Annotated in this window: 13 protein-coding genes; 8 read left to right on the top strand and 5 right to left on the bottom strand. The window is 72.4% G+C overall.

Features of this window, described 5'->3' with window-relative positions:
- Window positions 1-2: 2 nt before the first annotated feature.
- The 4 genes from PP1_RS30790 to PP1_RS30805 all read right to left on the bottom strand — a co-directional run bounded on the left by PP1_RS30790 (window position 3) and on the right by PP1_RS30805 (window position 3208).
- Window positions 3-335 (bottom strand): helix-turn-helix domain-containing protein, encoded by a 333-nt coding sequence (locus tag PP1_RS30790; protein ID WP_010234780.1) that lies wholly within the window; start codon window positions 333-335, stop codon window positions 3-5.
- Window positions 332-1456 carry a tyrosine-type recombinase/integrase gene (locus PP1_RS30795; RefSeq protein ID WP_075315370.1) on the bottom strand — a complete coding sequence of 375 codons (1125 nt, stop codon included), beginning with the start codon at window positions 1454-1456 and terminating at the stop codon, window positions 332-334. The genes PP1_RS30790 and PP1_RS30795 overlap by 4 nt, the downstream gene beginning before the upstream one ends.
- Before the next feature lie 70 nt (window positions 1457-1526).
- Window positions 1527-2507 carry a tyrosine-type recombinase/integrase gene (locus PP1_RS30800; RefSeq protein WP_249266140.1) on the bottom strand — a complete coding sequence of 327 codons (981 nt, stop codon included), beginning with the start codon at window positions 2505-2507 and terminating at the stop codon, window positions 1527-1529.
- Between the two features lie 17 nt (window positions 2508-2524).
- The gene (locus PP1_RS30805) at window positions 2525-3208 is read right to left on the bottom strand and encodes a hypothetical protein (protein WP_075315368.1); all 684 of its coding nucleotides are present in this window, start codon (window positions 3206-3208) and stop codon (window positions 2525-2527) included.
- Between the two features lie 728 nt (window positions 3209-3936).
- Here PP1_RS30805 and PP1_RS30810 point away from each other — a divergent pair.
- The 8 genes from PP1_RS30810 (at window position 3937) to PP1_RS30845 (ending at window position 13574) form a co-directional block, all read left to right on the top strand.
- Entirely contained in the window at window positions 3937-5253 is a 1317-nt protein-coding gene (locus tag PP1_RS30810; protein WP_170918955.1) for a hypothetical protein, read from the top strand.
- Between the two features lie 4 nt (window positions 5254-5257).
- A complete protein-coding gene (locus PP1_RS30815; RefSeq protein ID WP_010223943.1) occupies window positions 5258-5635 on the top strand; it encodes a hypothetical protein in 378 nt (125 codons plus the stop codon).
- A 423-nt stretch (window positions 5636-6058) separates the two neighbouring features.
- Window positions 6059-6961 (top strand): mycobacterial-type methylenetetrahydrofolate reductase, encoded by a 903-nt coding sequence (locus PP1_RS30820; RefSeq protein WP_010223941.1) that lies wholly within the window; start codon window positions 6059-6061, stop codon window positions 6959-6961.
- Window positions 6962-7209: 248 nt separating this feature from the next.
- A complete protein-coding gene (locus PP1_RS30825; protein WP_212592166.1) occupies window positions 7210-10212 on the top strand; it encodes a Tn3 family transposase in 3003 nt (1000 codons plus the stop codon).
- A gap of 438 nt (window positions 10213-10650) precedes the next feature.
- Window positions 10651-11283 carry a cadmium resistance transporter gene (locus PP1_RS30830; protein ID WP_443217612.1) on the top strand — a complete coding sequence of 211 codons (633 nt, stop codon included), beginning with the start codon at window positions 10651-10653 and terminating at the stop codon, window positions 11281-11283.
- A gap of 295 nt (window positions 11284-11578) precedes the next feature.
- On the top strand, window positions 11579-12040 hold the full coding sequence (locus tag PP1_RS30835) for a signal peptidase II (protein ID WP_202796465.1): 462 nt from the start codon (window positions 11579-11581) through the stop codon (window positions 12038-12040).
- Window positions 12041-12129: 89 nt separating this feature from the next.
- Window positions 12130-12795 carry a TlpA family protein disulfide reductase gene (locus tag PP1_RS30840; protein WP_083697440.1) on the top strand — a complete coding sequence of 222 codons (666 nt, stop codon included), beginning with the start codon at window positions 12130-12132 and terminating at the stop codon, window positions 12793-12795.
- Window positions 12792-13574, top strand: coding sequence for a cytochrome c biogenesis CcdA family protein (locus tag PP1_RS30845; protein WP_010242121.1), 783 nt, complete (start codon window positions 12792-12794; stop codon window positions 13572-13574). Before PP1_RS30840 ends, PP1_RS30845 begins: the two co-directional genes overlap by 4 nt.
- A 263-nt stretch (window positions 13575-13837) precedes the next feature.
- Here PP1_RS30845 and PP1_RS30850 read toward each other — a convergent pair whose 3' ends face one another.
- Window positions 13838-14926: a cytochrome P450 gene (locus PP1_RS30850; RefSeq protein ID WP_139324238.1), complete on the bottom strand. Its 1089-nt coding sequence runs from the start codon at window positions 14924-14926 to the stop codon at window positions 13838-13840.
- Between the last annotated feature and the right edge of the window lie 99 nt (window positions 14927-15025).

Below are 15025 nucleotides of genomic sequence, written 5' to 3' on the forward strand. Positions count from 1 at the left end.
ACTCACTCCTCGGCCCGGGCGATGCGGGCCCGTGTCGGGCGCAGGTCACCGACCCCAGCCTTGCCGCCGCCGGCGGCCTTCGGCTGCTCGGCCGGTCGGGCCGCGGCCACTGGTTCGATCAGCTCGGACATCGAGCAGTCCAGGATGTCGAGCAGCGCGACCAGCACCTTCAGGCTCAACCGCTCGGGGCGTTCCACCACCAGCCGGTAGACCTGGCTCGACGACAACCGGATCCCGCGCTCGGCCAGCGGGCCGATCAGGTCGGTGGTGGCGAACAGGCCGCGGGCCGCCATCACCTGGCGCAGGTGCCACCGGTAGTCCAGCTCGCGGGTCACCGCCGCTCCTCCCGCTCCGGGCCCCGATCGCCGAGGGCCGGGGCCAGGGCCTGGCGCAGGGCGGTGTTCATGAAGTCGGAGCTGACGTGGGTGTAGATCGCGGTCGAGGTGTCACACCGGTGCCCGACCGCCTCCTGGATGAACCGGCGATCCACCCCGTCCTCGGTCAAGTGCGTGACATAGGAGTGCCGCAGCGAGTGCGGCGACAGTTCCCGCGGCAGGCCCAGGGCGTCGCGGTAGGCCGCGAACCGGGCGTTGATCTCAACCGGTTTGAGCCGCCCGCCGCGCTCGGTGACCCACAACCCGGGGCGCTCGGCGCCGCCGAACCGGGGCCGGATGTTGTCCACGTAGTCGGCCACCGCCTCGACCGCCCACCCCATGATCGAGGGCACATTGCGCCGCCGCGGCGGCTGACCCCGCACCGCCTTGCCGTAGCGCACATGCAGCATCCCGAACCGCCCGAACTCCGCTGCGGCCGGGTTGCGGCCCCAGTCGGCCAGGTCCAGCTGCGCGGTCTCGGTACGCCGCAGCCCCCACCCGTAGATCACCTTGAACAGGGTCGCGTCCCGGTAGGCAGCCAGCGCGCCCTTGCGCTTCGCTGTCACCGCACGGCCGACCTGGTCATCGGCGTAGTCGAGGAACCGCTGCAGCTCCTCGCGGGTGAACGGGCGGGCCTCCGGGCTGCCCTCGTAGTCGTCCAGGTGCGCGATCGTGTTCCACTCGTGGCAGATCGGCACCGGATGCCGGCCCGGACCGAACTGCTTCTCACACGCCACCGCCCACCCGTAACGGCCATCGGTGATGTAGTCGCTGAACGACCGCAGAGACCCCTGATAGCCGCGGATCGAGGCCAGCGCCAAGTGCCGCTCCCCCACCAGCGACTGGGACCACTCATCCACGTGCGCGGGGCTCCAGTCCCACGGGTACTCGTTGGTGAAGGCCACGAACCGGCGCACCAACTGCTCGCGCCGGGCCATCGTGACCTCGCGCAGCCCACGCGAGCTCTGCTGCGCGCGCCAGCCGGTCAGCATTGCCTCGAGCATCGCGTCCTGCGGGCGTAATGCGACTACCCCGTCGACCAGCTCGAGATGGGCCGCACCCGCCAGATCACCCCGCCGCACCCTCGCCCCTCACGCCGCCGGACAGTGGGCGAATCATGCAACAGACGGGCTCGCCCGGCAAGTCGGCTGGTCAAGCCGCCACCCCTACCCGCGCCGCGGGCCACTCCGGACCCGGGCCGATCAGGCGACCTGGGCCCTTCTCGCTCGTCTGATGCAATTCCCGAGGGTTATCATATTTCCGAGTTGTGCGCGGATCCGAATGCCCCGCTCCATCTTGGACATCGCGCAGCGCCACCCCGGCATCGAGGGCGGCCGTGACGAAGGTGTGGCGCAGGCTGTGTGGGTTGATCCGGTCGGCCTGCGGCAGCCCGGCGCGGCGGGCGAGGCGGCGGATGAGCCGCCAGGCGGCGGGTTCGTCGACCCGGCGCCCGGTGCGGGTGCTGAACAGCGGGCCGCTGGTGCGCCCGGCCAGGTAGACGGTCAGGGCGTGGAGTACCGGTGGGGCCAGCGGCGCGGTCGCGGTGCGGCCGCCCTTGCGGCGCAGCCGCAGCACCTGGTGGCCGCGTTCGGTCTGCAGGTGTTCGACGTCGCGGGACAGTGCCTCGTCGATGCGCAGCCCGTTGTGGACCAGCAGGCTGATCAGGGCGTGGGCTCGTGCTCCGTCGGCAGCCGCGGCGGACAGGAGCGCCGCGACCTCGTCGCGGGTCAGCCCGGTGGATACCGAGTCCTGCCCGCCCCGCGGGCGCTGTACTCCGGTGAGGGGAGAGCGGTCGAGCAGCTCCTCGCCGACGCCGTAGGCATACAGCCCGGCCAGGGTGGAGAGCTTGCGCGCGATCGTCGACTCGGCGGCCGGGCGGCCGGTGCGGGGTTGGGGTTGGGCGAGCTCGTGGGCGTAGGCGTCGATGTGTACCCGTCGCAGCCGCAGCGGGTCCAGCCCGGCCTGGTGGCACCAGGTGTAGAAGTCGCGGATGTCGCGGGCGTAGGCGCGGCGGGTGTGGGCCGAGCGCCGGGAGAGCACGAACGCCGTGGCCAGCCGCCAGGCCGGATCCTCCCGCGGGTCCCCGGCCAGACCGGCCGGAAGGGGGTCCGACGGCCCTGCCGGGTTGGGCAAGCGTGCCGGTTGGTCTGTCACCACGACCACCGGTCCCCGGTCGCCGGCACGGGCGCGGTGGCGCCGGCCGGGGTGTCGCCGGCCCCGAGCTCGCGGCCAGCCACCGGTTGACGGAGCCGCTGCCAGGGTGTTCCGGCGCCCGGGCGGAACCGGGTGCCGGTAAACCGCGCCCGAACCGATTCCGAGGCTGCGGCGAGGTCGAACCGGATCAGGCCGGGATAGAGCGGGTGCACGTCGAATCCGATGATCACGCGGACGTCGACGACGACCCCGCTGACCGCCGGCAGCAACGGCAGGGTGCGCGCGACGCACGCGCGGGCGAGCTGCTCGCCGGTGTTCCACCACCCGGTCCAGGCGTTGTCCGGGGTGTTCTGGTCGGCGTAGTAGCCGTGGGTGTCGCGGTAGTAGAGGTCCGGGCGCTCCTCGGCCGTGCGCGGGCCCAGGTGCAGGGCCAGGGCGTAGGTCGCCGCCGCGGGCTGGTCGGCGGCGTCGGGGAGTACGGGGCGGCGGGCGAGCGCGGCGAGCGCGGCGGGGTCGAGCAGCCGGGTACGGCCGCGGCGGCCGAGCTCGGGCAGTAGCCCGGTCGCGACCAGGCGCACCACCTGATCGCGGTTGCAGCCCAGCCGGGTCATCGCCGTCGTCGTGGTCACCGGGCCTGGCGGGGAGGCCTGGGCGGAGGCCGCGGATTCGGGGTCGAGCATCACGGTCCTGTCGTCGGGCAGCGGTTCGAGGTGAAGAACAAGAACAGGTCAGGTGGTCATCTCCGGACCCCGAGGTCCGAGCCGCCGTGCTCGGCCAGATCGGCCGCCGTGATCGGGTCGGGGAGCGCACCGCGGCGTTGGCGGATCAGCACCTCGTCCTCGGTGATACCGAGGCGCCCATGGACGCTTCGGCCCGCACTCAGCGTCACCGCGGCCGAGCCCCCCGGGGCGCTCGGACGGCCGGGTTCAGTCGACGGGCGCGGCCGGCCGGTGGCGTCTGCTCCGTCCTCAGCCGCGGGGACCAGGCGCAGATGGGCAGACGGGGGCCGGGCGCGCTCACCGGTCACCGCGGGCCTCCCGACGTCAGGGCGGACGCATAGATCTCAACGCCGGGCCCGGTGAACACGGCCACCTCCTCACCCCCAGGAATGAGGATCAGCACGTGCGGGGACGGTGCCTCGCCGAACCCGAGAAGTTCGCCGCGCACACCGTCACGGTCCGCGGCCGCCAACCACCGGACGGTCACTGCGGCACCGGGCGAGAGCGGAGCCGGGCGCGTAATACTCATGGCGGCAGCATAGCAGATGACCCCTCATCAGTACGTGCGACCTGTCATCAGTACTGATGACGGGATAAGGGGCATTATCCTGTACTCCTTACGTAGCGTTGCGCAATAACGGAACCAAACGTTATTGACGCAACGAAACGAATGCGGTAGCATGCTCGGCATGAGCGAGGGCGAGCAGACGCGCGACCACGGCAGCGGTGCGGACGGCGGCGGTGTCGCGGGCGCCGGGCTGGAACGGATCGCCTGCCAGATGCCCGGGATCCCGGGCGGCTGCCCGCACGTCATCGAGCAGTACGCCGGCACCGGCGGGCGCAAGCCCAAATACTGCGGCCAGACCGTGGACGGGGTCCCGCACACCCGCTACACCGCCCTGCGGGTGCGCGAGGGCAAGCTGACCCTGCCCGCCCCCGGCTCGGGCCCCGACCACGAGCCGGCCCCGGTCCGACCGGTGTCCTACGCCCGCGCCTCGATCGAGGCCCTCGGCGGCGAGCTGCGCGACCAGCTCGCCGCCCACCAGACCTGGGCCGCCGACTTCGCCGCCCGCCTGGACCAGCAGCTGGCCACCGCCACCGACCCCGACGCCGCCGCCGCCGAAATCACCGCCGCGCACCGCGACGCCCGCACCCGCATCGACGCCGCCGAAGCCGCCCGCGACGACGCCGCCACCCGCGCCCGGGTCGCCGAGACCGCGACCAGGGCCGCGACCACCGCCCAAGCCGAGGCCGAAGCCGCCGCCGAGACCGCGCTGGCCGAGGCCGACGACGCCGCCGCCGAGGCCGAGCAGGCTCGAGCCGAGCGCGACCAGGCCCGCCAACAGCGCGACCAGGTGCTCGCCGACCGCGATCAGCTCCAGCAGCAGCTCGAGGCGACCCGCACCCGGCTGGCCGAGGCCGAGCACACCCGCGACGATGCCGAGACCGCCCGGGCCCGGCTGGCCGAGGACCTCGAGCAGACCCGCACCGAGCTCGAACAGCTCCGCGCCGCACACGAGCAGATCACCGCCGAACGCGACCAGGCCCGCACCGAGCTCGCCGCCGCCCGCGACCAGGCCGAGAGCCAGCAGCGCCGGGCCGCGACCGCCGAACACGACCGCGACACCGCCACCGCGGCCCGCGAGGAGCTGCGTGCCGAACGTGACCAGGCCCGCGAACGCGCCGAGCAGGCCGCCCGCGAGGCCGGCGAGGCCCGCACCGCCCAGGCCGTCGCCGAGGCCCAGAACGAGGCCCTGACCCGCCAGCTCGCCCACGACATCGCCACCGAACGCGCCCACGCCCAGCAGCGCCTCAACGACCAGGCCGCCCGCTACGACCAGCAGATCACCGAACTCCGCACCCAACTCGCCACCGGGCCGCCTGAGCCGGCCCGAGGCGAGGCCGCTCCAGCCGCGACACGGCGCCGGCGCGCCAGCCGTAGCGGCGGGCGGTCACCGGAGGGCACCGACACAACCCAGAAACCGCCCGAGCAGCCGCAGGAGTAGCACCATGGCGACTACCACCCCGGCCCAGACCGACCGTGCCGCGGCCACCCAGCAGCAGGCCCGAGCGCTGCAACTCGCCCACGCCCACCGCGCCACCCAGGCCATCCACCGGGCCGCGCTCGCCGCCGAACACCCCGCCCCGCTCGCCGACGCCCAGGCCCGGCTGCAGGGCATCACCACCGCGATCCGTCAGACCGCACACCCCGCATTGGCCGACGCCCTCGACGTCGAAGCCACCAGCGGGGCCGTCCTGCAATGCCTGCTCACCGCCGACGACGACACCTCGGCCGCCGGCCTCGAGGACGCCCTGGCCGACTACCAACATCGCCGTGCCGACGTCGACGCACTCCTGCCCACCACACGCCCGACGGCCCAGTCCTGAGCGCACCCCTGCCCGCTCAGCACCCGTGCGACGGGCGACTCGCCGCGTGCGTTCTCGGCGCTGCGCTCGGCCCATTTCCGCGCGGGGCGAACCCGGGGCCGCGTAACAGACGATCTGTCGGGGGACCGTGCGATGCTCACGGCGTGAGCCGACCCCCGCGTCTCTACCACGCCGTGACCTGCACCGACACGGCCTGCGACCCGTCGTGCCCGATCGGTGATCCAGACCTGACCGGTGCTGACCCGCCACCGCCGGCCGCGTCCGTCGATCCGGGCGACCCGGAGCGCTGAACACCGTCCGGCGCCGTTGTTGCCCCTGATACACCGGGCCATCGAGCACTGCACGCCGACTACGGTCGATAGCGACCGAACGTCTAAACCGGACACCTGCCCGAGGGTGTGACGGTTCAGAAGGAGCGACCCCGTGGCCCTTGAGACCATTGCGTTCGAGCTGGTGGCGCCGAACGTCGACCTCGGTCGGCAGCGCGCCGTCGAGGAGGCAGGCAAGGTGCTGGAGCACTCGACAGCGTGTGGCATCCAGGATCGTATTGGGCACATTCTGATCCCCGGCATGATCGAGGAGGACGACGACCGTCCGGTGGCGATGAAGCCGAAGATGGATGTCCTCGACTTCTGGTCGACGATCTCGCCCGAGCTTCCGAACGTCCGTGGCCTGTGCACCCAGGTGACCTCGTTCATGGCCGAGCCACAGCTGACCCAGCGGCTGAGTGCGCTGCGTGGCGCCGGCATCGAGGGCATCGTCTTCGTGGGCGTCCCACGGACGATGAACGACGGCGAGGGATCAGGAGTAGCCCCCAGCGACGCGCTGGCTACCTACACAGATCTGGTGCCCGAGCGCGGCGTCGTCGTCATCCCCACCCGCGACGGCGAGGTCGGTCGGTTGAACTTCAAGTGCAACCAAGGCGCGACCTTCGGCCTGACGCAGCTGCTGTACTCAGACCGGATCGTCGAGTTCCTCCGCGACTTCGCCGCGCAGAGCCCGTACCGGCCGGAGTTGCTGTTGTCCTTCGGCTTCGTGCCTCAGGTCGAGAACCGGGTCAACCTGATCAACTGGTTGATCCAGGACCCCGGTAACCCGCTGGTTGCTGAGGAGCAGGCCTTCGTGACCAAGCTCGCTGACGGGGAGCCTGCCGAGAAGCACACGATGCTGCTCGAGCTCTACAAACGGGTCGTCGACGGAGTGCTCGAACTCGGTTTCCCCGTCAGCCTGCATCTTGAAGCCCCGTACGGTGCCAGCGCACCAGCTTTCGACACATTCGCGGCCATGCTCGACTACTGGGCTCCGGACACCGCGGCCGGGACCTGAGCGCCGATCAGCCGGCCCCTCGGCCCGGGCTCGGTCGATCCGCGCACTGCGATCCGGGGCGCGCCCGCGGCCAGCACCACCCTCCCCGGCTTCCCATGACACGGGTGGTGGTGCTCGTCGGGGGTGCTTCCCCCACCCCGGGGTCGGGGTCACCGTAGTAGTCGCCGAAGATCGGGCGGATATAGCTGAGTAGCCTCCTGAGCTGCGGATGGTGGTTGCGCGGGGGAGGTTCGCGGTTGGCGACGCAGGTGTTCTCCGACGAGGAGCTGGAGCGGCTGCGGGGGTTCCCGGAGATCGGCCGGGAGGAGTTGTTCCGGTTCTTCACGCTGGCGCCGGCGGATGTCGCGTTCGTCGACCCGGGCCGGGGCCGCGGACCGGCGGACCGGTTGGGCTTGTCGGTGGCGTTGTGCACGTTGCCGTGGCTGGGGTTCGTGCCCGACGACGTCGCCGCCGCGCCTCCAGTGGCGGTCGCCCGGCTGGCTGACCAGCTCACCGTCGATCCGGGCGTGCTGCGGCACTACGGCCGGCGGGCGAAGACCCGCACTGAGCATCTACGACTGGTAGCGCAGTACCTCGGCTGGCGGGTGCCGACGTCGCTGGAGTTCAAGGAGTTCGACGAGTTCCTGTTGGCGCGGGCGATGGAGCACGACTCGCCGACGTTGTTGTTCCGGTTGGCGTGTGAGTACTTGATCTCGGTACAGGTGATCCGGCCGGGCCCGGTGACGGTGCTGGAGCGGGTCGCGCACGCCCGCGCAGAGGCCCAGCGAGAGACCTACGACCGGCTCGCGCACGAGTTCACGGAGCAGCGCTGTGCCGGGCTCGACGGGCTGCTGGTGGTCGATCCCGCGGTCGGGATGACCCGGCTGCGATGGCTGAGCACCGCCCCGGTCGAGGCCTCCCCGGCCGGGATCAAGGCTGAGGTCACGAAGCTGGAGTTCCTGCGCGGGCTGGGCGCCGAAGCCCTGGATCTGTCGATGTTGCCGGCCGAGCGGTGCCGCTTCCTGGCCACGGTCGGGCGCCGGCTGACCGCGCAAGCCCTCGAGCGGCGGGAGCCGCAGCGCCGCTACCCGATCCTGCTGACGCTGCTGGCCCAGTCCGCAACCGACGTGCTCGACGAGGTCGTGAGCCTGTTCGACCAGGCGGTGTCGGCGCGCGAGGGCAAGGCCGAGCGCACGATGCGCGACGCGCTGGCTGAACGGGGCAAGGCCGGTGAAGACCGCCAGGCGCTGCTCGACGAGCTGCTGGCCGTCATCGCCGACCCCACGATCGCCGACGAGGACATCGGCGGCGTGATCCGGGGCGAACGGATCGGGTGGGCGCGGATCCGGGCGGCGATGGCGCAGGCCGTGCCGCGGCTCCCGCGCGATCACGGCCATCTGGGCGCGCTGGAGGTGTCCTCGTATGGGTATCTGCGGCAGTTCACCCCGCAGGTCCTGGCCGCGGTGGGGTTCGCCGGCGGCACCGCGGCGGCCGAGCTGCTCGCGGCGGTGGAGGTTCTGCGCGCCCTCAACACCTCCGGCGCCCGCCGGGTCCCGGTCGGCGCCCCGACAGGATTCGTGCCGACCCGCTGGCGCGGCTACCTCGACGCGGCCCACGCGTCGGGGAACACCAGCGCCTACCGGCACTTCTGGGAGCTGTGCACCTTGCTGGGGCTCCGCGACGGGCTCCGCACCGGTGATGTGTGGGTGCCGGGCTCGCGGCGCTACGCCGACCCGGCCGCCTACCTGCTCACCACCGAGGCGTGGGCGACGCAGCGGGCGTCGTTCTGCCAGCTCGTCGACAAGTCCGCCGACCCGGCGGTCGCGCTGGCCGCGGTCACCGACGAGCTGGCCGGTGCGCTCGGCGAGCTCGAGCAGGTCCTGTCCGCCGGTGACGGCCCGGTCCGCCTCGACGACGCCGGCGAGCTGGTGATCTCCCCGCTGACCGCCGAGGACATCCCCGCCGAGGCAGTCGCGCTCAAGGCCGAGCTCACCGACATGCTGCCGTTCGCCCCGATCGTGTCGCTGCTGATCGAGCTCGACGGGCGGATCGGGTTGCTGGACTGCTTCACCCACGCCGGGGGCAAGCAGGCCCGCACGCGCGAGTTGAAGCGGAACCTGATCGCGGTGCTGCTGAGCCACTCCACCAACCTCGGGCTGACCCGGATGGCGGATGCGTGCGGGATCTCCTACGACATCCTCGCTTGGACATCGGAGTGGTACGTGCGCGAGGAGACGCTGCGCGCGGCCAACCTGGCGATCATCGGCCACCACCAGCGGATGCCGCTGGCCGAGGTGTTCGGCACCGGCACCTTGTCCTCCTCGGACGGGCAACGGTTCCCGGTGCGGGGCAAGACCACGACCGGGCGGGAGATGACCATCCACGGCGGGCAGGTCCTCTCGACCTACACCCACGTCACCGACCAGCACACCACCTACGGCACGAAGATCATCGTCGCGACCAAGCGCGAGGCCCACTACGTGCTCGACGAGATCCTCGGCAACGCCACCGACGTCCCCATCACCGAGCACGCCACCGACACCCACGGCGTCACCCTGGTCAACTTCGCCCTGTTCGACCTCCTCGGGCTGCAGCTCTCGCCTCGGATCCGGGACCTGGGCAAGATCACCCTGCACCGGGTCGCGGCGAAGGCCCGCGCCGAGACCGACTACCCCCACGTCGGGCCGCTGCTCACCCGGCGGGTGAACGTCGAGCTGATCGCCGAGCACTGGGACGACCTGCTACGCCTGGCCGGGTCGTTGAAGTTCGGGCACGCCACCGCATCGCTGATCGTCGGGAAGCTCTCGGCGTCGTCGCGGCAGAACGCACTCGCCGCCGCGCTCAAGGAGTACGGGGCGCTGCGGCGCACGATCTACGCCGCCCGCTACCTGTCCGACCCGACCTACCGGCGCAGGATCTCCCGCCAGCTCAACAAGGGCGAGTCGTTGCACGCGCTCAAGCGTGACCTGCTCTACGCCCACGAGGGCACCGTGCGGGCCCGGCAGCTGCAGGCCCAGACCGAACAAGCGTGGTGTCTGACCCTGGTCACCAACGCCGTCGTCGCGTGGACGACCGAGTACTACGGCCTGGCGGTGGAGTCGATGCGCGCGGCGGGCCGGCGCATCGACGATGAGGTGCTCGCGCACATCTCGCCGGCACACAGCGAGAACATCAACTTCTTCGGCACGATCGACGTCGACATTGATGGCGAGCTGGCCCAGCTCGGGCCCACCGGGTACCGGCCGCTGCGCGTGCGCGACACCCTGTTCTGATCGATCACAAGCCGGCCGCAGCCAGCCGAGCAGCGAGTCCGAAAGTGTGCCGTAAGCCGATCCGCATGCGGGACGCAGCGGAGGCGCTCAGCGTCGCAGCGGGTAGGTCATTCAGTGATCGTCAATGAGACCCTGGTGCCGCGGTGTTCACGCCGCAGGGCGAGGTGCCTGTGCCGGCCGTCGCCGGCAGAGCACGGCCCCGATATTTTCATCGGTAGCCAACTATGACAGCATTCCTCAATGCTAGCATCGTTGTATGACGATGCTGTGGGCTATGGTCAACCGGTGTTCGCAGCTCGTCATGCTGTTTCGGGGTTGCGCGGGTATGTCCGCGCTGCGTCACGTGCCGGAGAACTGACCGAACGGCGTGCCCCGAAGCGCCATACCGCCATACCGCCTGCTCCCCGGCGGTCGACTCTTGCCGGCCGAACGATGCCGGTGATCATTCAGAAGGCAGCTGCCATGGAACCCCTGACCTGGACTTTGCAGGCCATCGGCCTGTTCATGGTCACCAACATCGACGACGTCATCGTGCTGTCGCTGTTCTACGCCCGGGGCGCCGGCGTTCGGGGGACCACAGCGAGGATCCTCGGCGGTCAGTACCTCGGTTTCGGCGCCATCCTGGCCGCGGCGGTGCTCGTTGCTCTGGGCGCGCGCAGCTTCTTGCCCGAGGAGGTCATTCCGTATTTCGGGCTCATTCCGCTGGTCCTCGGGCTGCTCGCGGCGTGGCGGACCTGGCGTGCCTGGCGCGACGATGACGACGACGACGAGGGCGAGGTGAGCGGTCGGGCCCTGAGCGTGCCCACCATCGCTGCGGTCACCTTCGCCAACGGCGGGGACAATGTCGGCGTGTACGTGCCGGTCTTCGCCGCCGTCGGTACCGCAGGCATCATCGCCTACTCGATCGTGTTCCTCGCCCTGGTGGCCGTGCTGGTGGCCGCGGCGCGCTTCGTCGCCACGCGCAAGCCGATCGCCGAGGTGCTGGAGCGCTGGGAGCGGGTGCTGTTCCCGATCGTCCTGATCGGTCTGGGCATCGTGATCCTGGTCGAGGGCGGCGCCTTCGGCCTGTAGGCGCCCCCCGCTGGAGGTGCCAGCGCTGTGGGTGCCAGCGACGCGCGTCGCAGTGATCCGTGCCGGCCCGCGCCGCGATGGCCGCAGCCTGTAGCGATAGCGCCTCATCCCTCCTGTCGACGCCCGCCCCGACGCTGTCATCGGCACCGCTGTCTATCATCGCCGCATGACGATTCCCGCTGGTTCCGATGGGAGTCCTGTCGGGCGCGAAGCTGAGCGACGGGACGGAGTCGCGATAGGAGTCCGGCCGAGATGGCGCTCGGTCGCCGTGGCGGGTGTCGCGGCGGTGGTCGCGGTGTTGGTCGATGTGGTGACCAAGTGGTTGGCCGACACTCGGCTGCCCGGCGCACCGGTGGATCTCGGGATCGGGCGTCTGCAGCTCAGCTACAACACCGGGGTGGCGTTCAGCCTGGGCGACGGGCTGCCGACCTGGGCGGTGCTCGGGCTGGCCGGGGTGGTTACTGGTGGCGTGCTGGTGGCGATCGTCGCCGGCTGGTTGCGCCCGCCGGTGCCGGCGGGCCTGGTGCTGGGCGGTGCGGTGGCCAACATCGTGGACCGGGCCGGGGACGGCGCCGTGACCGACTTCCTGTGGCTGGGCTGGTTCCCGACGTTCAACCTGGCCGACACCGCGATCACCCTCGGGCTGCTCGCCCTGCTGTGGGCGTCGTGGCGCACCGAGAGCTCCACCGGCACAGGGCACGCCGCGGAGCAGGAACCGGCAGACCAGGGCCGCCCCCCGTCGCGCGGCGTCTCGTGAGCGGACGGCGACTGGTGAGCGCGGCCCTGGCGTCCGCGCGCGCGAACCGGCCGCCGACACCGCGGCGATCACGGTGGGGTGCGGCCGGGCTGAGGTCGCTGGCCGTGGCGTCCGGCGCGGTGCTGCTGGTCGGGTGCTCCTACGGCTCCCCGACCGGGGATGAACCGAGCCAGGCGCGGGAGTTCACCTTCGTTGCGCCGGGAGGCCAGACCCGCATCTTCTACGACGCGCCCGCCCAGCGCGGCGCGGTGGCGGGCCTGTCCGGGGAGAGCCTGCTCGAGCCGGGCGCCACGGTCGGCGTGGAGGATTTCCCCGGTCAGGTGGTGGTGCTCAACATCTGGGGTGCCTGGTGCGGTCTGTGCCGGGAGGACATGCCCGGGCTGCAGCAGATCCATGAGCAGATGCAGCCCAGCGGGGTGACCCTGCTCGGGATCGACATCCGCGATGACGCCGACGCTGCGCGGGACTTCATGAGCGACCGCGGCATCACCTACCCGTCGATCTTCGACAACCCGGCTCGGTCGCTGACCGCGCTGGGGGGGTTCCCGCGCAACACCGTGCCGTCGACGATCGTGCTGGATCGCCAGCACCGGGTCGCGGCGGTGTTCCTGACCGCGGTGCGGGTCAGTGAGCTGCTGCCGGTGGTGCAGCGGATCGCCGCCGAACCCGCCGACGCGCCGGTCGCCGGTGCAGCGTCGAGCACCCCGTCGGGGAGTACCCCGGGAGCGGGCGCACCGGCGGAGGGCACGGGATGAGCATCACCGAGCTGGCGATCTCGGGGCCGCTGCTGGTGGCGGTCGCCCTGGCGCTGGCCGCGGGGGTGCTGTCGTTCGCCTCGCCGTGCGCGCTGCCCCTGGTACCGGGCTACGTCGCCTACCTGGCCGGGCTGGTCGGCGTCGACGAACCCGGCCCCGATGTCGCGGGCGCAACGGCGACCCGCACCGCGGGCCGGTGGCGGGTGGCCGGGGCGGCGATGCTGTTCGTGGCCGGGTTCACCGTCGTGTTCGCCGGCGGGGTGCTGCTGGTGCTGGGCCTGTCGGACTGGCTGATCGGCAACGAGCTGCTGTTGCAGCGCATCGGCGGGGTGGTGACCATCGCGATGGGAATGGTGTTCCTGGGTTTCGTCCCCGCCCTGCAGCGCGACGTGCGGATCCACCGTCTCCCGCGGGCCGGGCTGGCGGGCGCGCCGGTGCTGGGCGCCGTCTACGGCCTGGGCTGGACCCCGTGCCTGGGCCCCACACTGACCGGGGTGATCGCCCTGGCCACCGGCACCCAGGTCGGCCCCACCACGCTGCGCGGTCTGGTGCTGGTGCTGGCCTACTGCGCCGGGCTCGGGGTGCCGTTCGTGCTGATCGCGCTGGGCACGAGGTGGGCGGTGCGGACCACCGGCTGGATGCGCCGCCACATCCGCGCCCTGCAGATCATCGGCGGGGTAATGCTGCTGCTGTTGGGTGGGCTGCTGGTCACCGGGGCGTGGGGGGCGTTCATCGCCTGGATGCGCGGCCCCATCGGCGGCTACACCCTGCCGCTGTGATGCCCGAGCCCCGGGGTGGCGGCCCGCTCGACAGCGTCCGGTGCCGGATCCGCCGCCACCACCGCCCGCGCTGACCGCGCCGCCGGTGCTGCCCAGCAACTGGGTCCTGCGCCCAGACGGCTCCGTCGTACGGATTACCGACCCGCTGGTGTTCCGCGGCCCGGACCAAGTCGCCGTGGCCGTCCAGGCGGCTCTGCGGCAGCAGTGACCGCCACCGCGCCGTGGCCCTCCCCCGCCCGCTCCCGACCCGGAGTGCCGCCGCGTCAGCGGTTGGTGGGGATGAGGAGCACGCCGCTGCGGGGGCGGGTCGGGACCCGGGACAGGTCGATGTCGAGGTCCTGGGCGGCAGCGTGTAGTCCAGCCGGGCGAGCGTGCGGGCGGCGACGGCGATCATGGTGAGCACGACGTCCTCGCCGGGGCAGCGGTGCCCGGTGGCCACGTCGCCACCGCCCTGCGGTACCAGGGTCTCCGGGTCGACCGGGCCGGTCAGGAAGCGGTCGGGGTCGGGCCAGTGCGCCGGGTCGTGATCGGTGCCGTGCACGTCGAGCACCCACCAGCCCGCCGCGCGGGACCGCGACACCCAGGACGTCCTGATCCTCGCGGGCCACGGCGGCCAGCACCGGCACGAACGGGTAGCACCGGCGCACCTCCTGGGCGAACGCGACGACAACGCGCTCGGCGGCGCCGAGATCGGGTTCGGAGCCTGGGTCGGCGAGGCGGTGGCGCCATTCGGGGTGCTCGTGCAGGGCCAGGCCGGCGAAGGCCACGAACCAGGCCGCGGCCACGGTCGGGCGCACGAAGTTGAGCAGGGCGACCCCGGCGACGCGGGCGGGCAACGGCCGCCCGCGCAGGTCGCGCGCGGTCGCGACCGCGTGCAGCGCGGTGCCGGGCGCCGGGTGGATCTGCCCGAGGCGGGCCTGGCGGACCAGCCCGGCCGCCCACCGGCCCAGCTGCGCGCGGGCGAGCGCGGCCCGGGCGAAAGGCCGGCCCGGCGTGCCGAACCCGTCGACGATATCGGCGAGCTGCCGCGCCCGGCGGGGCAGCTCCGCGGAGGCCACCGGGATCCCGGCCCACGGCAGCACGGCCGCGCCCAGGACTTGCACGGCCTCGTCGAACAGCCGCACCGGCGCACCGCTCGCCCAGCGCCGGGTGACCGCCTGCCACTCCTGCTCGGCGCGCCGACCGAGGTCGGCCACCGCGTCGGCGGTGAGCACCTGCAGGTACAGCGCCTTGCGGTGGTGGTGCTCGGCGTCGTCGAGGCCGTGCACGGTGTCCCGGCCGAACAGCACCAGCTGCACCGGGGCGGGCAGCGACCCGCGGCGACGCAGCCGCGGATCGTAGAAGCGACGCACCCCGGCCGGGCCGCCGATCAATACCGCGCGGCGGCCCAGCAGCCGAGTCGCTACCGCCCACGGGGCCGCCGGGGGGGGTCGGGCCGCAGCCCGCCGGCC

This window comes from Pseudonocardia sp. P1 (genome assembly GCF_000178675.2).
Taxonomy (GTDB): Bacteria; Actinomycetota; Actinomycetes; order Mycobacteriales; family Pseudonocardiaceae; genus Pseudonocardia.